Raw genomic sequence first — 15,476 nt, 5'->3', positions numbered from 1 at the left:
TATATGAAATTGACATTGAAAGTATGGAGACAAAAGAACGCATCTGATAAGGGTGGTTTTGTCAACTATCCATTGGATGGAATTTCCAAGGATATGTCCTTTTTGGAAATGTTGGATGTATTGAATGAGGAACTTTCCGAAAAAGGAGAAGATCCGGTACATTTCGACCATGATTGTCGTGAAGGTATATGCGGCATGTGTTCTTTATATATTAATGGAAAACCTCATGGACCTAAGCAGACCACTACCTGTCAGCTTCACATGAGATCTTTTTCTGATGGAGATACAATTACTATTGAACCTTGGAGAGCAAAAGCTTTTCCAGTAGTAAAGGATTTGGTAGTTGATAGATCTTCCTTTGATAGAATTATTCAAGCAGGAGGGTATGTTTCTGTTAATACAGGTGGTGTTCCTGATGCGAATGAAATCCCAATTCCGAAAGTAATTGCAGATGAGGCTTTTGATGCGGCAACTTGTATCGGTTGTGGCGCTTGTGTAGCAGCCTGCAAAAATGCATCCGCGATGCTATTTACCTCAGCCAAGATCTCTCAGTTGGCCATGTTGCCTCAGGGCCAAGTGGAAAGAAAGAATAGAGCCGAGAAAATGATCGCTCAAATGGATGCGGAAGGATTTGGAGCTTGTACCAACACAGGTGCATGTGCAGCAGAATGTCCAAAAGAAATAAGTTTATCGAATATTGCGAGAATGAACAGAGAGTATTTCTCAGCAGTCGTAAGTAGCGATAACCTTTAATTAAAAATATTATTTTGATAAAAAGCCGGCATGAGTCGGCTTTTTTTGTTTTGTAGTAGAGATAATAAAATACTTACCATTCTATTTTCAATCAAAGATTAATTTTTCAGTATCTAAATGAAATTCAATTAGCTTTTTACTATCCAAGAAATTTTATAGGAAGCACTGAAGGTACTTTGCTCACTCGCTAAATGCATTATTCGAAAGGGAAAGAATTTATACAATCTCATTTATTTCCCGTTTATTCCATAGTATGTTATAATTATACTATTCCAATTAAAAATTATACTAATAGATAAAGTTTAATATTAAAAAGTCCGAAATTCGAATAATTGGGCATAAAAGGATAACTTTGAAAAGTTATAATTTAAGATGAATTTATTACAAATTAAAATAGGGTATGAGTTTTATAGATCTGGGGATCTTTTTGGCCTACATGCTGGCAATGCTAGGTGTGGGATTTTTTTACATGAAAAAGAACACAGGTCAGGAGGATTATTATGTAGGGGGGAGGAATATAGGTAGCTGGCATATAGGCTTATCTGTAGTAGCCACCGATGTGGGTGGAGGATTTTCGATAGGACTTGGAGGCTTGGGATTCGCCATGGGGATTTCGGGTTCCTGGATGCTTTTTACAGGTTTATTAGGAGCTTGGATAGCTGCTGTTTTACTGATACCTAGAGTGAAATCAGACTCAGCTTTTGCGGGTTTCTTCACCTTTCCTCAGATCATTGGACACCTATACAATTCGAATGCTGCCAGAGTTTCCGCTATCATTTGTTTTCTAGGATATTTAGGCTTCACCTCATCCCAATTGTTAGCAGGAGCAAAACTGGCTTCAGGAACTTTTGAGGCTTTGGATTTACATATTGCTTTATTGATCATGGGTGGTATTGCTGTAGTATATACCGTTATGGGTGGATTAAAAGCCGTTATCTATACTGATACAATCCAGTGGATCATCTTGATGCTTGGGCTAATTCTAATCGGAGTTCCGATGGCCTATAATTTTGTTGGAGGTTGGGAAGGTATTTCTAATACTCTCCCTATTGAATTCTTTTCATTTTCTAACTTAAGTTGGCAAGATTTAGCTAATTGGGGAATTACTATCGTACCAATTTGGTTTGTAGGTATGACCCTCTATCAGAGGATCTTTGCAGCAAGGGATGTGAAGACCGCAAAAAAAGCTTGGTTTATAGCAGGTTTGTTTGAATGGCCAATTATGGCATTTCTTGGGGTTTCACTAGGATTGCTTTCTCGAGTGGCTGTGGAGCAAGGTGCTTTGGAAGGGTTTGGTATTGGTATGGATCCAGAAATGGGACTTCCCGTTTTGTTAAGTCAAATTCTACCTGCTGGGATCTTAGGGTTGATGATGTCAGCGTATTTTTCAGCAGTCTTATCCACGGCTGATTCTTGTTTGATGGCAGCTTCCGGAAACTTAACTACTGACTTATTAGGTAGGTTTTTGAAAGGTAAGAGCTTAAAACATGAAATGCGTGTCAGCCAAATTGTGACATTATTGATTGGAGGAGTTGCAATTTTAATTGCTTGGCAAATGACTGAAGTTTTAAGCCTGATGTTATATAGCTATGCCTTTATGGTTTCCGGTCTTCTTGTTCCAGTAATAGGTGGATTGTTTTTCAATCAAACTAATGGGACTGCAGCAGTTTCCTCTATGATTGCAGGAGGCTCCATGACTGCTGGTTTAACAATTGCAGAAATATCACTTCCTTTTGGACTTGATGCCAATTTATTTGGCTTAATAGTCTCATTAGTCGCATTTGTTTCAGTAAATTATATTCAAAAAAAAAGTTTAAGCTAAAAGATACATGATCAAAATAGAAAGCCTTTCGGCAATAGATAGTGCTACGTTCCTTCAGAAAAATGAAATTGCTGACTTCTTATTCAAGCATCTTGGCAAATATGGTGACCCAAAAGACGATATTATGAAATGTCTGGATTATGCTTTAGACCAAGGAATGCAAGCAGGTGGGTTTGTAGTAATGGCTAGGGAAAAAGGCGAATTACTGGGAGTTCTTGTTATGAACAAGACTGGAATGTCAGGCTATATTCCTGAAAACATTTTGGTTTACATTGCAGTAGATGCGTCCCAAAGAGGTAAAGGGATTGGTGGAAAGCTTATGAAAATGGCAATAAAAATGGCTAATGGAGCTATTGCCCTTCATGTAGAACCTGACAATCCAGCTAAAAAATTATATGAGAGACTTGGGTTTACAAACAAATACCTCGAAATGAGGTTGACTAAATAAATGGCTTACCTTACATTAAATAAAACCAAATTAAATGATAATTTTCTCTTTCTAAAAAAGCTTTTTGAGGAGAAAAGCATCTCTTGGGGGGTGGTTTCCAAAATTTTCTGTGGAAACAGGACTTTCCTACAGGAACTTATCAATCTGGGAGTCAGGGAAATCCACGACAGTAGAATCAGTAATTTGGCAATGGTCAAAAGGATAAACCCTGAGGTTCAGACGGTCTATATCAAACCGGTTTCTAAGCGGAATGTCGGTAAAATGGTGGAGTTTGCGGATGTGAGTCTAAATAGCGAGTTAAATACCATCCACTGGATAAGCGAGGAAGCTGTTCTTCAAAAAAAGAAACACAAAATCATTATCATGGTGGAGACGGGGGATCTCCGAGAAGGTGTAATGGGAGAAAAATTGATTGAATTTTATTCTCAGATTTTCCAACTACCAAATATTGAAGTTATCGGTTTAGGTACAAACCTGAATTGTCTGAACGGAGTGATGCCATCCACTGATAAATTGATTCAACTTTCTTTATACAAGCAGATTATAGAGCTTAAATTCAATAAAAAAATACCATGGGTTTCAGCAGGTACTTCTGTAACCATTCCTCTACTTTTCACGCATGAACTCCCTCTTGGTATTAACCATTTTAGGGTTGGTGAGACACTTTATTTTGGATTGAATTTATTCGAAGAGAAGCTGATTGAAGGAATGAATGGTGATGTTTTCATGCTTCATGCAGAAATAATTGAAATGCAGGAAAAGCCAATGTTGCCAGTGGGAAATCTTGCTGCAAACCCTCAAGGGGATGTGGCAGAAATAGATTCTGAGTTATATGGACAAAGTTCATATCGTGCAATATTAGATATAGGACTTCTTGATGTTGATCCTAAATATTTGATATCAAAAGACAAAGACATTGAAATTCTTGGTGCAAGCTCAGATATGATCATTATCAATCTTGGAAAGAATCCTAATAATTATAAAGTCGGAGATACCCTGAGTTTTGAACTAAAATACATGGGCGCTTTGGGAATTTTGAATTCTGATTATGTTGATAAAAAAGTGATTAGTTAGTAATTACGAAGATTTGGTTTGATTTCACAAATGATTCATTTCCTAGAATTTCAGCCATCAGTAATTAATTACCCTATCCAAAAAATAAAAAAATATTAAAAGACCGTGTAACAAATTTTAGTTGCACGGTCTTTTTTTATTCATTCATAGCGTTAATCCATTCTCTAATTAATTTTACTCCTTCCTTGTGAACAGTGGTTCTTCCAAGTTCTGGCATCGCGATTCCCACTTCGGTGGAATTCATTCTATAGGTTAAAATTGATTTATTTGCTTTTCCCGGAAGAATGTCAAAATCAAAAGTCCCGGCTCCATTTCCAGCTGCAACAGGTGTTTTCATAACTCCAAGTTTCATGGGGTCTTTTTGATCAAATTCTAAAAATAAGCCTGAGGTACTTGCAGGACCCTCTTCCTGATGACAATGAGAACAATTGATATCTAAATAGGCCATAGCTCTTTCGGATAAAGCTTGTGATTCATCTTGGTAATTGACTAAGGCTGGATAATTGTCCTTTCTTGAAAACCCTTCCAAAATCCCTCTTTCTTGCCAAAATTCTAATTGATTTTTTCTACCCGATTCAAATTCTTTTTCATTGTTTAGGTGCTTTACCTTGACACCAATCGGAGCTAGATCCTCTGATTTGTTATGGCAGGTCTTGCATTGGTTTTTATTAGGAATCAGATAATTTATTACCTGTTCTTCCCCTTCTAAATCAAAAAACTTCACTTCTTTTTCTCCTCCCACAACTTTCAATAAGGCATCAGTCTGTTCCTCATTCCAGATGTAAGGAAATGCTTCCCAACCCTCTTCAGTATTTATTAGTAGTCTCGTTTCAATAATTCGTTTATCTACTTCAGGCTTGTTTAAATCTGAGGAATAGTAAAAATTCTTAATAAGAACGGTTCCAGTTGGAAAGTTAAGTTCTCCGTTTTCTAATCTAACTTTTTGGCCTTCTGGCACCGAAATAAATCTACTTTTGAGAGCATAATCAGTAAAAAGAGAAGAGGCAGGTTCGTATGGAATTATGGATTGATTTGGTTGGAGATCTTTGATTTCACCCTCGAAAAAAGCATACGTAGAAAGCCTTTTATAAGGAAGCTTTCCATCCGCAATCTCTTCTGCTAAAGGTGTTGATTGGGTTAGTTGTTTTGATTCTGAATTTTCTTTGCAAGAATTAAAAACAGGGATCAAAAATAGGAGGAATATGAATAGTCTTCTTTTCATAGTGGCAAAAGAGAAGTTAGAGAACTTACATCCGTAGATACATTTACATTACAACCTTGAAAGTGCTTGTAGTCTTTGAATGATTCTATTTTATCTTCTCCATCCATTAAATAGAATCTAGTAAAATGCATTTTTTCTATTCCCTTTTCCTGAATACAGATTTTCATTGGGTTGGATTCAATACTTTCACTGATTTCCTTATCCCAAATTCCATCGTAAATAATGTCCTGGGTTTTAGCTTTCCCGTGCGCATTGTAAACAGAAATTAATTGACCCAACTCCCGGGTGAGATCTGGAAGTTTTAATGTCCTTTCATAGCTATTGTCATGAACATAAATATCATGGGAGTAAGGAGACCAATTTGGCGCTTCGGCAGGAAATCCAGTGATCTGGTAGCTTGCAATCGCTACTCCGGTTGTTTTATTCCGAAGTATTTGATTGTTGAAAATCTCCACCTCTTTTGCAGCTAATAAAATGATTCCTGAACCAGGAGGAATCATCGTAACTGTGTTTCCATTTGGACCATCGCCAAGAGGTGTTGCGAAATTTTCATGATTATTATCTATAACCGCATTGTTATAAATCTTTGTCCCATGACCATCTGATTTGGGAAGACCTGGGAGATTAAAAACTAAAATTCCTCCTGCGTTATCTCGGGCCATATTATCATAAACTTCTGCATTATCACAATTCTCTATTTCTATTCCTGCTACATTCCCGAAGGCAAGAGAATTCTTAACAATGATATTTTCAGATTGGCCTACATAAATACCAGCGTCCTTTGAATGAGAAGCAATGCATCCGTCAATCACAACATTTTTGCATTGGACAGGGTAAATAGCATAGGTTCCATTTTTGGATTTATCACCATTCGTCCAGGTAACATTCAGTTTCCGGAAAGTGATTCCATCGGTATGCTGCGATTTGATTCCATCGCCAGGAGCATCTTCTATGCTAAAGTCTTCAATTAGAATATTTTCACCAACAATTTTAACGCCCTCTCCACCTGATTTTAAATTTCTAAAAGAAAGTACAGATTCCTCCATTCCTGCGCCCTGAATTTTAACATTCTTTTTATTATCTAGAATTAATTGAGTTTTTAAATCATAAAATAGGGGTTCGATGGTGATCGTTCCGCCATCCTCTACCATTATAAAATCCTCCACAAGTTTTTCGATTTTTTCTTCAGAAGCTCTAGGTAATTTGGAGGAATCGAAGGTCTGTTCATTTGATCGGCTATTACACGCAGAAGTAAATAAAAATGAAAAAATAAATAGATAGATGATGCTGGTTTTCATAGTCTTATCTGAGAATAAATATATAATCACAAATATTACTATCCTTAAGAGTAATTGCTATTGACAAAAATCAATAAATCATATTCTAGCTCTAATTCGACTCAGAGTTTCTATGCTCATATCTAAATAAGAAGCAATGTGACCCACAGATGCTTTTTGAATAACCTTAGGTCTATACTCCATTAATTCAAGATATCTCTCCTGAGCAGTTTTGAACTTAGAAAATATCTGTTTCTCCTCCAGAACGATATAATATTCTTCAAGAATCATTCTATATGCTCTTTCAGTTTCAGGAAAGTTTTCAAACATATTCTCAAGCGTATCATGGGAAATACGATAAGCTTTGCTTTTTTCCAAAGTTTCTATGTTTTCATAGGAAGGTTTCCTGGTAATAAAAGAATGCATAGCTGTCACAAATTCTCCATCTAGTGTGAAGGAAACGGTAATATCTCGATTATTTCTATTGTAATAGCTTCTTGCAGAACCTTCTAAGAAATAGTATAGAAACTGGCTCACTTCCCCTTCTTTCGCTAATAAATCTCCTTTATTGAAATCCACTTTCTCGAGGTTACTTAAAAATCCAGTCTTAGCGCTGTCGCTTAGAAAAGGGAATTTGTCGAAAATACCAAGAATTTTTTCCATGGGATATTCTTAAAAAGTATTGATTTTTGAGTTTACTATAAAAAGCTTCTATTACTTTTAGGGAGTAAATTAAAAAATCTAGGCAAGAAGAATGCTTTTTCATTGTAAAACATTTGAAATTTCCGTCTTTAAAAGGTAAATCATCCTTTTATCATCCCCAATTCTTGAATTATGAAATATTTTTTAATGGTGCTTTGTACGATTGGGATTATCGGGTTTGTACAAGGACAGGTAGGAATTAGAGCTGGATTAAGTTCTAGTAATATTACAAACTCCAACGTAAATGCAAGACTGGGCATGCATGGCGGAGCCTACTACAGATTGGAGTTAGGATTTTTTGCATTAGAACCAGGTATAGAATTTTCCCAAAAAGGGTTTCGAGGTAATGATAGAAATACCGGAAAAGTCCTTTTCGAACGATTTAATTATGTTGATGCTCCATTATTGATTCGCTTTAATTTTTTTCCTGAAATCAATTTATTTGTAGGTCCTCAAATGTCCTGGTTAATGTCCCGAGAATTTGAATTGGATGGGCTTGTCAATACTAACATGGAAAATCTGCCGGAAACGGAGATTGGTGGAGTAGGAGGAATTGGGATTCATTTACCATATGGTTTAAATGTGCAAGCGAGCTTTGGAGTCGCAAAAAATGATTTAGCAGATTTATATCCAAACAGGAAAAATAAAGTATTCAAGCTCTCACTGGGTTTTGATTTTTTTTAAATTCGCCTTTTGATTAATCGGGCTTATCTTTGATCGACTTGGTTTAATATTTGAGTCGAAGTCATCTGGATCATACCATAAACAAGACTGACATGAAAAAACTTTTCTCTTTAATTCTTTTTATTGGATTTATCAGCACTGCTCATGCTCAGTTTGGTGCCAGAGCGGGATTGAATTCCTCTAATTTCTCTGATACTAATTTCAGTAATAAGCAAGGGTTTCACCTTGGGGCTTATTATAGAATTCAGTTAGGTGTAATTGATATAGAACCGGGGTTACAATATTCAAAAAAAGGATATAAGGGGACTGAGGATATTTCAGGAATCGAAGTCAATGAAAGATTAAATTATATTGATGTTCCGGTTTTGGTTCGATTTAATTTGCTCGAAGCAGTAAATATTTTTGGTGGACCACAAGCTTCCGTTTTAGCCTCGAGGAAATACGAATTAGGTAGTACCACCTCCTCCAGTACCGATGTGATTAGAGGATATGATATAGGCGCAGTGTTAGGAGTAGGTATCAATTTGCCCTTGGGATTTAATGTCCAAGCGAGTTATGATTTAGGCTTAACCAGCTTGAATTACTTAAATACAGACGTAAAAAACAGGGTATTTAAAGTTTCGCTTGGGATTGATATACTTAAGTAGTAATTGAAAAAGTCGGAATTATTTTTTGACCCGATTAGGGTTTTCTTCAATAAATGATTTCCAGCCTTCATTTCTGCCCCTCGTCTGCAATCTGCCTTCATGAAAGTGGTGACAAAGCGCAACTGCCAAAGCATCTGTGGCATCTAGCATTTTTGGTAGTTCTGAGAGTTTAAAAAGAGTTTGAAGCATAGCAGCTACCTGCTCTTTTGAGGCGTTTCCATTTCCTGTGACAGATTGTTTAACTTTCTTGGGAGAATACTCTGTGATTGGGATTTCTCTAGCCAATGCTGCAGCCATAGCCACCCCTTGAGCTCTGCCTAGCTTCAACATAGATTGAACATTTACTCCATAAAAAGGAGCTTCCAAAGCTACGCTATCAGGCAAAAACTCCTCGATGATTCCCGTGATTCTTTCAAAAATCTTTTTGAGTTTTAATTCATGGGATTCATATTTTTTCAAATGAATCACTCCGTATTGGATGATTTCATATTTTTTGCCTTGAGTTTTGATTAAACCATATCCCATCACAGTTGTGCCGGGATCTATACCCAAAATGATTTTTTCCTTTACTGTATTTTTCACTTCTTTGCTCACCCCTGCAAGTTAGCCGAAAAGATGCTAAGTTTTTACCTGATTTATGTTCTCTGTTATTTCTTTCTGCTTAGGCAAATGAGTAAATATTGGCTATTAAGCCATAAGGCTACTTTGCCAATTGCAACTGAAATTACTGCTACTCTAGTGATTTCTTTAAGAAATGAATCAAAGAATATTTCCAATTTAGAATTGGCAATTAAAGGGATTACTTACCCATTTTTTGAAACGATTCTGATTGACGACCATAGTGAAGATGAAACCTTCATGAAGCTTCAAAAGTCTTTTGAAGGGTTTGAATCGATTAAGATTCTTAGAAATCCTGGTATCGGGAAAAAAGCCGCGATTGATTATGCTATTGCTAGTTCAAAGGGCCAAATAATATTAACCTCTGATGCAGATTGTATTTGGGGAAGTGCCTGGGTGAATCAAATGCTCAAGGACTTTGAGGATCCAGAAATTAAATTAGTAGCTGGACCTGTTCTTTCAAAACAGATACCGGGGTTTTTGGGAGGGTTTCAATTAATTGAATGGGCAAGTTTACTTTTGGTTACTAATTTTGGATTTGCAATTCAAAAACCAATTACCTGTAGTGCTGCAAATTTTGCATATAGGAAATCTGCTTTTGAAGAAGTAGGTGGCTTTCAAGGGAATGAAAAGAATCCTTCGGGTGATGATGAGTTTTTGTTAAAAAAAATCATAGAGAGGTTTGGGGTAACTGCTGTTCTATACCAACCTTTTAAGGAAAATTTGGTAGTTACAGAGCCAGAATCAAGTTGGAAGTCCTTGATATCTCAGAAAATAAGATGGGCTGGAAAATGGAATAGTCATGCTTCTTTAATTCATAATACTTTTTCCATAATTCCGTTTATTTTTCAAATGATATGGCTTTCAAGTTTTTCACTTCTTTTTGTGGGGAAATTCGGGGTTTTAGCTTTTTCTCTAATTTGGAGCTTTAAAATCTTTGCAGAAAGTCTTGCCTTTCGAAGAATTTTAAGAAGTTTGGAGAATCCATTCAGGTTATCTGATGCACTATTAACTTCTATTATTCATCCTTTCTATGTTGTTGGTATAGGAATGGGAATTCTAAGAGGTAAATATGTATGGAAAGGACGGGAAAATAGAAGATCTGATTAATTTAGTCTATTAGAAAATCATGACAGAGGAAGAGTTTGATGTAATGGATGAACTGTACTTTGTTCAGCCATATCAATATTTGAAAGAAACATTAGACCTGGAAGAGTCTAAGATACTGACGGCTTTAGATTCTTTATACCAAAAGGGTTTGATTAAGTGTTTGAAGTCTCCGGATGAAGAATGTTTCAATAAAGTGGATATTTTCAAAGAGGGAGAAAATTTGTTTTTCCTCGCTACAAAAAAGGGGCTAATGGCCCACAATACACTATAATACTTGGATACGGAAACTTTTAAATATCAACGGAAAGAGCTGGAGCTAAAGGCACTTCTAGAAATCACTCAGGCGATCAATGAGAATCAGTCAGAGGAGGTTCTAGGGAATATATTCAAATTCACCTGTCTTGTACATTTGAATATTAAATCAATGGTTCTGTATGTTGCAAAAGAGGGAGCTTTTGAAAAAATGATTTCTCATGGAGTAAAATCCAAGGTTCCCCAATTGATTCCTTTGGCAGATATTAAGGAAGAAAAATCTTCTGGTCAATTGAGCTTGGAACTGTCCGATGGATATTCTTTTCAGGAATTAGAAACGTATTTACCTGTATATCATAAGGATAAAATGCTTGCTATTTTATTCTTAAGAAGGAAAGAACCTAATACGCATCTGGATTTGGATTTTACCCAAGCGCTTGCAAATATTTTAGTAGTGGCTTTGGAGAATAAAAGATTTGCCAGAAGACAATTGCAACAGGAAATTCTTAACAGGGAGATTGCAATTGCAAGCCAAGTGCAACAAATGTTGTTTCCTTCTGAATTGCCTAATACGGATCAACTCAAAGCAAAAGTGACCTATTTCCCACATAGCATGGTAGGAGGAGATTATTATGATTTGATTCAAAGGTCTGAAGAGGATTTCTTTTTCTGTATTGCAGATGTGTCTGGAAAGGGTTTTGCAGCAGCGCTTCTTATGTCAAATTTCCAAGCGACCTTGAGGACTTTGCTTAGGAGCGATGCAAATCTTAAAATGATCGTGAATCAATTGAATTTCACTCTTTTTGAAAACACAAAAGGGGAGCGATTTATCACTTTTTTCCTAGGTCATTTTAATTATAAAACTAAAAAGCTTCAATACGTCAATGCAGGTCATAATCCTCCAGTTTTATGTTGGGATAAACAACAGAAAAGAGAGCTTCTTGAGGCCGGTACAACTATTTTGGGAGCTTTTGAGGATTTACCTTTTTTAGAAATAGGCGAAAGAGAAAATTTAAAGCAATTCACCATTCATCTTTATACAGATGGGTTAACAGAGGCCATTAATAAGAATGAGGAGGAATATGGAGAAGAGCGCTTGGATAAGTTTGTTGGAAATCATCTCTGCGTAGATCCGGATGATTTTCATCGAGAGTTTTTTAAAGAAATGCAGGAATTTTCCGAAGATGTCCCCCTACGGGATGATTTGACCTTGTTGAGTCTTAGATTTAGCTAAGTATGGTTTTTCATACGGTACCATATGTAGTTCAGAAATTATTTCCTAAAAGAATTTGGTCAAAGACTCCTGATAAAAATCAAGTTTACCTGACCTTTGATGATGGTCCTGTGCCAGGCATTACTGATTATGTACTAAATGAACTCGCCAAAAGGAATATGAAAGCAACTTTTTTTATGGTCGGGGATAATGTGGGAAAGTACCCTCTTTTGGCTAGGGAAGTAAATTCTGAAGATCACGGGGTAGCAAATCACACGTTTCATCATCTTAATGGCTGGAAAACAGGAAAAAATGAATATCTAAATGATTTTTTTAAATGTGATAAAATGATCCAAGAAGTTCTTGGTAAAAAGACTTATTTATTTCGGCCTCCTTATGGTTTGATGACCTCTTCTCAAGCAATTGGAGTTTTGAAAACACATTCAATCGTTATGTGGAACATGTTAAGTGGTGATTATGATTTGAGTCTCAAACCTCAGGATATTCTTAAGAAATCAATCGAAAAAACGGGTCCTGGATCGATTGTTCTTTTTCATGACCAACAAAAAACAAGTTCAGTATTACCAAAAATTTTACCAACTTACTTAGACGAAATTCGGGATAAAGGTTGGAAAACAGCAACACTATAATTCAATATTTAGCCAGTTTTGCAGCTGCAATTCTATTGATTCAATACATCATACTGATCATTCGGGCTAAATTTTTCTGGATTGACTATTCGAAACCACTTCCTGAAATTCTCCCAAAAGTTTCCATTTTAGTTTCCTCAAGAAATGAAGAGAAGGACTTGCCTAATTTATTAAAGTCATTTGATTCAATTGATTATCCGACTGATAAATTAGAGTTTCTGTTGGCTGACGACGCTAGTGAGGATAGGACCCTTTTCCTATTAAAAAGTTGGTGTGAAAAAGGGGAAAACAGAAAGGTCATCGCAATAAAGGAATATAAAAGCGCGAATAATTTTTTAAATGGGAAGGCAAATGCTTTGGCGATTTTGGCCAAGGAAGCATCAGGAGACTATTTCTTCTTCACTGATGCGGATTGTATCGTGAATAAAGATTGGGTGAAAGAGGGAATTCGATGCTTCTCTGATTCAACTGGCCTTCTTAATGGGGTTACAGAAATAAAAGGAGATAGCTTTTTTAGTCATTTCCAAAAGCTTGATTGGTGGAATATTTTGGGGATTACTAAGGTTGTGTCCGATTTAGGAGGGCATACCACAGGTTTGGGAAACAATATGGTTATCTTAAAAGAAGCCTATTTTCTTTCTGGGGGATATGAAAACACAACATTTTCTTTGACTGAGGATTTAGAAATTTCGCGCTCTATAAATAATGCAGGTTTTCAAGTTCAACAACAGGTTAGCCCCGGGATGTTGTTAACAACAAAGGCTGAAAAAGGATGGTTGGCTTTTCTGAAACAAAGAAAAAGATGGCTGAAAGGAGTATTAACCCTACCATGGTTTTGGAAGCTGGCTTTAAGTTTTCATTTATTGTTTTTTCCTGTCGTATTTTATTTGATCTGGATGAATTGGCTGGTCGGACTTTTTATATGGTTATTTAAAATAGTTTTTCAGTCTATATTTTTGAAATCACTTTCTTCAAAATCCAAGAGTCATTTGTATTGGATTTGGCTGTTATTGTATGATTTTTATTACTTCCTTGCCTCCTCCCTTACTATTCTTTATTATTTTTGGCCTTCCAAAATCACTTGGAAGTCTAGACAATACTCATGAATCTAATAGAAACCCACGCACATATTTACTCTTCAAAGTTTGATTCGGATCGAGATAAAGTAATCGATGATATCCGAAAAGAAGGAATAGAACGAGTGTATATGCCGAATGTTGATGTAGAAACCATTGATGTCATGCTGGATTGCGAGCAGGAGTATCCTGATCTTTGTATTCCTATGATGGGACTACACCCATGCGATGTGAAGGAGGACTTTCAAAAGCAGCTTTACATTATGGAAGATTGGTTGAATAAAAGACCATTTGCAGCTGTCGGTGAAATAGGCTTGGATTTATATTGGGACAAGTCTTTTTTTGAGCAGCAAAAGGATGCTTTAAAGATTCAGATTTCTTGGGCTAAAGAAAAAAATCTTCCAATTGTTCTTCATTGTCGTGAATCTATGGATGAAACGATCGAAATTATAAAAGAAGAGCAGGATGGAAGCCTGAAAGGAATATTCCATTGTTTTACCGGTACTTTGAGTCAGGCACAGGAAATTATAGAATTAGGCTTTCTTTTAGGTATTGGTGGGGTTGCTACTTTTAAAAATGGTGGATTAGATCAGGTAATTCCTAATTTAAAATTGCAACATTTGGTTTTAGAAACTGATTCACCATATCTAGCACCAGTACCTTACAGAGGGAAAAGAAATTCACCGGCATATCTGCCCATCATTGCGGAGAAAATCGGTGATTTCCTAACAATTTCAAAAGAAGAAGTTGCCAAGAAAACAAAACAAAATGCATTGAATTTGTTCAGGGAGTTTAGCCATGAATTATAAAATAGTAAGACTAAATACAGGATTACGTACCAGTAAGACCTCCTCCGTATTAATTATTTATACAGGAGGAACCTTAGGGATGTCCTATGATGATTCGGGGTCATTGGTTCCCTTTAATTTTGGGAAGATATTAGAAAAGATTCCTATTCTCTCTAATATGAATATTGCTATTACGGTGATCTCATTTCCTGAACCTATTGATTCTTCCAACGTCTCCATGAAGCATTGGACTGATATGGCCTATATCGTCCATGAAAACTATGATAGTTACGACGGCTTTGTTGTGCTCCATGGAACTGATACCATGGCTTATTCTGCTTCCATGATGAGTTACATGCTTCAAGGGTTAAATAAGCCGGTTATTTTCACAGGTGCCCAATTGCCGATTTCAGCTATGAGGTCAGATGCAAGAGAAAATCTGATGACTTCATTGGAGATTGCCACCGCAAAAATCAATGGAAATCCGATAGTACCAGAGGTCTGCGTGTTTTTTAACCACATGCTTTTACGTGGGAATAGAGCCAAGAAAGTTCAGTCGGTACATTTTGATGCTTTTGAATCTGAAAACTATCCCTCTTTAGCGGAGGCAGGGATTGTTATTGATTACAATACAACTGCAATTCGACCTTACGAGCAGAAAAAGGAGTTGATGTACAATACAAAACTGGATAATCGGGTAATGATCTTGAAATTATTCCCGGGCATTACCTCTAAGATTATGGATGCCTGTTTTGATATTCCGGGATTGAGGGGAGTTGTGCTGGAAACTTATGGATCCGGAAATTCACCGAACGAAGCCTGGTTTATGAATTCTTTGGCTAGGGCAGTAAAAAAAGGGTTAATCATTTTAAATGTTTCTCAATGTAATGGAGGTAGAGTAATTCAGGGCAGATATGAAACAAGCAAAGAACTACTAAGTGTAGGGGTTATTAGTGGGGCTGATATCACCACTGAAGCTGCGATAACAAAACTAATGTTTCTTTTGGGGCAATATTCTTCTGCAGAGGAGGTGAAAAAACTTCTAATGATACCTATTGCTGGTGAAATGACAACCTAGTAGAAAATCGTCTTATTTTAGAATTAGATTTGGAAACGGTTTGAATAATAATTTTCTTTGCA

At 36.3% G+C, this 15,476-nt stretch carries 17 protein-coding genes; 13 read left to right on the top strand and 4 right to left on the bottom strand.

Features of this window, described 5'->3' with window-relative positions; translation table 11 throughout:
- Window positions 1–3 precede the first annotated feature (3 nt).
- The 4 genes from AAGF08_RS15490 to AAGF08_RS15475 all read left to right on the top strand — a co-directional run bounded on the left by AAGF08_RS15490 (window position 4) and on the right by AAGF08_RS15475 (window position 4,097).
- The gene (locus AAGF08_RS15490; RefSeq protein WP_343512189.1) at window positions 4–753 is read left to right on the top strand and encodes a succinate dehydrogenase/fumarate reductase iron-sulfur subunit; all 750 of its coding nucleotides are present in this window, start codon (window positions 4–6) and stop codon (window positions 751–753) included.
- Between the two features lie 400 nt (window positions 754–1,153).
- Entirely contained in the window at window positions 1,154–2,575 is a 1,422-nt protein-coding gene (locus tag AAGF08_RS15485; protein ID WP_343512188.1) for a sodium:solute symporter family protein, read from the top strand.
- 7 nt (window positions 2,576–2,582) lie between these two features.
- Window positions 2,583–3,023: a GNAT family N-acetyltransferase gene (locus AAGF08_RS15480; RefSeq protein ID WP_343512187.1), complete on the top strand. Its 441-nt coding sequence runs from the start codon at window positions 2,583–2,585 to the stop codon at window positions 3,021–3,023.
- Entirely contained in the window at window positions 3,024–4,097 is a 1,074-nt protein-coding gene (locus tag AAGF08_RS15475; protein WP_343512186.1) for an alanine/ornithine racemase family PLP-dependent enzyme, read from the top strand.
- Window positions 4,098–4,233: 136 nt separating this feature from the next.
- Here the strand turns inward: AAGF08_RS15475 and AAGF08_RS15470 are convergent, their stop codons facing one another.
- The 3 genes from AAGF08_RS15470 to AAGF08_RS15460 form a co-directional block, all read right to left on the bottom strand.
- Window positions 4,234–5,319 (bottom strand): SO2930 family diheme c-type cytochrome, encoded by a 1,086-nt coding sequence (locus AAGF08_RS15470; RefSeq protein WP_343512185.1) that lies wholly within the window; start codon window positions 5,317–5,319, stop codon window positions 4,234–4,236.
- A complete protein-coding gene (locus tag AAGF08_RS15465) occupies window positions 5,316–6,617 on the bottom strand; it encodes a parallel beta-helix domain-containing protein (RefSeq protein ID WP_343512183.1) in 1,302 nt (433 codons plus the stop codon). The genes AAGF08_RS15470 and AAGF08_RS15465 overlap by 4 nt, the downstream gene beginning before the upstream one ends.
- A gap of 78 nt (window positions 6,618–6,695) precedes the next feature.
- Window positions 6,696–7,259: a Crp/Fnr family transcriptional regulator gene (locus AAGF08_RS15460; protein WP_343512182.1), complete on the bottom strand. Its 564-nt coding sequence runs from the start codon at window positions 7,257–7,259 to the stop codon at window positions 6,696–6,698.
- 171 nt (window positions 7,260–7,430) lie between these two features.
- Here AAGF08_RS15460 and AAGF08_RS15455 point away from each other — a divergent pair, with 171 nt between their 5' ends.
- Both AAGF08_RS15455 and AAGF08_RS15450 read left to right on the top strand, forming a co-directional pair.
- Window positions 7,431–7,982: an outer membrane beta-barrel protein gene (locus AAGF08_RS15455; protein ID WP_343512181.1), complete on the top strand. Its 552-nt coding sequence runs from the start codon at window positions 7,431–7,433 to the stop codon at window positions 7,980–7,982.
- Window positions 7,983–8,074: 92 nt separating this feature from the next.
- Window positions 8,075–8,629, top strand: a complete 555-nt coding sequence (locus AAGF08_RS15450) for a porin family protein (protein ID WP_343512179.1) — start codon at window positions 8,075–8,077, stop codon at window positions 8,627–8,629.
- Between the two features lie 18 nt (window positions 8,630–8,647).
- On the opposite strand, the gene ruvC is transcribed toward AAGF08_RS15450, so the two are convergent.
- The gene (gene ruvC / locus AAGF08_RS15445) at window positions 8,648–9,223 is read right to left on the bottom strand and encodes a crossover junction endodeoxyribonuclease RuvC (protein ID WP_343512178.1); all 576 of its coding nucleotides are present in this window, start codon (window positions 9,221–9,223) and stop codon (window positions 8,648–8,650) included.
- A gap of 75 nt (window positions 9,224–9,298) precedes the next feature.
- Between ruvC and AAGF08_RS15440 the strand changes: the two genes are divergently transcribed.
- From AAGF08_RS15440 to AAGF08_RS15410, 7 genes are read left to right on the top strand one after another with little or no spacing between them, the layout of a single operon-like run.
- On the top strand, window positions 9,299–10,357 hold the full coding sequence (locus tag AAGF08_RS15440; protein WP_343512177.1) for a glycosyltransferase: 1,059 nt from the start codon (window positions 9,299–9,301) through the stop codon (window positions 10,355–10,357).
- 19 nt (window positions 10,358–10,376) lie between these two features.
- Window positions 10,377–10,628, top strand: a complete 252-nt coding sequence (locus AAGF08_RS15435) for a hypothetical protein (protein WP_343512176.1) — start codon at window positions 10,377–10,379, stop codon at window positions 10,626–10,628.
- 3 nt (window positions 10,629–10,631) lie between these two features.
- Entirely contained in the window at window positions 10,632–11,843 is a 1,212-nt protein-coding gene (locus AAGF08_RS15430) for a PP2C family protein-serine/threonine phosphatase (RefSeq protein WP_343512175.1), read from the top strand.
- Window positions 11,844–11,845: 2 nt separating this feature from the next.
- Entirely contained in the window at window positions 11,846–12,472 is a 627-nt protein-coding gene (locus AAGF08_RS15425; RefSeq protein WP_343512174.1) for a polysaccharide deacetylase family protein, read from the top strand.
- Window positions 12,451–13,578 (top strand): glycosyltransferase, encoded by a 1,128-nt coding sequence (locus AAGF08_RS15420; protein WP_343512173.1) that lies wholly within the window; start codon window positions 12,451–12,453, stop codon window positions 13,576–13,578. Before AAGF08_RS15425 ends, AAGF08_RS15420 begins: the two co-directional genes overlap by 22 nt.
- Window positions 13,575–14,357, top strand: coding sequence for a TatD family hydrolase (locus AAGF08_RS15415; RefSeq protein WP_343512172.1), 783 nt, complete (start codon window positions 13,575–13,577; stop codon window positions 14,355–14,357). Before AAGF08_RS15420 ends, AAGF08_RS15415 begins: the two co-directional genes overlap by 4 nt.
- Window positions 14,347–15,414: an asparaginase gene (locus AAGF08_RS15410; protein ID WP_343512171.1), complete on the top strand. Its 1,068-nt coding sequence runs from the start codon at window positions 14,347–14,349 to the stop codon at window positions 15,412–15,414. The genes AAGF08_RS15415 and AAGF08_RS15410 overlap by 11 nt, the downstream gene beginning before the upstream one ends.
- The last annotated feature ends 62 nt before the right edge of the window (window positions 15,415–15,476 follow it).

Origin of the sequence: Algoriphagus sp. SE2 (assembly GCF_039563885.1) — a bacterium.
Taxonomy (GTDB): Bacteria; Bacteroidota; Bacteroidia; order Cytophagales; family Cyclobacteriaceae; genus Algoriphagus.
Note: the sequence above shows the minus strand (reverse complement) of the source record. Positions and strands in the feature narration are given on the sequence as shown.

What these genes read in the sequence shown, in the direction of transcription:
- AAGF08_RS15470 (WP_343512185.1), bottom strand. Translation starts at nt 5,319, where the DNA reads ATGAAAAGAAGACTATTCATATTCCTCCTATTTTTGATCCCTGTTTTT.
- AAGF08_RS15460 (WP_343512182.1), bottom strand. Translation starts at nt 7,259, where the DNA reads ATGGAAAAAATTCTTGGTATTTTCGACAAATTCCCTTTTCTAAGCGAC.
- AAGF08_RS15480 (WP_343512187.1), top strand. Translation starts at nt 2,583, where the DNA reads ATGATCAAAATAGAAAGCCTTTCGGCAATAGATAGTGCTACGTTCCTT.
- AAGF08_RS15475 (WP_343512186.1), top strand. Translation starts at nt 3,024, where the DNA reads ATGGCTTACCTTACATTAAATAAAACCAAATTAAATGATAATTTTCTC.
- AAGF08_RS15465 (WP_343512183.1), bottom strand. Translation starts at nt 6,617, where the DNA reads ATGAAAACCAGCATCATCTATCTATTTATTTTTTCATTTTTATTTACT.
- AAGF08_RS15485 (WP_343512188.1), top strand. Translation starts at nt 1,154, where the DNA reads ATGAGTTTTATAGATCTGGGGATCTTTTTGGCCTACATGCTGGCAATG.
- AAGF08_RS15450 (WP_343512179.1), top strand. Translation starts at nt 8,075, where the DNA reads ATGAAAAAACTTTTCTCTTTAATTCTTTTTATTGGATTTATCAGCACT.
- AAGF08_RS15415 (WP_343512172.1), top strand. Translation starts at nt 13,575, where the DNA reads ATGAATCTAATAGAAACCCACGCACATATTTACTCTTCAAAGTTTGAT.
- AAGF08_RS15425 (WP_343512174.1), top strand. Translation starts at nt 11,846, where the DNA reads ATGGTTTTTCATACGGTACCATATGTAGTTCAGAAATTATTTCCTAAA.
- AAGF08_RS15410 (WP_343512171.1), top strand. Translation starts at nt 14,347, where the DNA reads ATGAATTATAAAATAGTAAGACTAAATACAGGATTACGTACCAGTAAG.
- AAGF08_RS15435 (WP_343512176.1), top strand. Translation starts at nt 10,377, where the DNA reads ATGACAGAGGAAGAGTTTGATGTAATGGATGAACTGTACTTTGTTCAG.
- AAGF08_RS15455 (WP_343512181.1), top strand. Translation starts at nt 7,431, where the DNA reads ATGAAATATTTTTTAATGGTGCTTTGTACGATTGGGATTATCGGGTTT.
- AAGF08_RS15440 (WP_343512177.1), top strand. Translation starts at nt 9,299, where the DNA reads ATGAGTAAATATTGGCTATTAAGCCATAAGGCTACTTTGCCAATTGCA.
- AAGF08_RS15490 (WP_343512189.1), top strand. Translation starts at nt 4, where the DNA reads ATGAAATTGACATTGAAAGTATGGAGACAAAAGAACGCATCTGATAAG.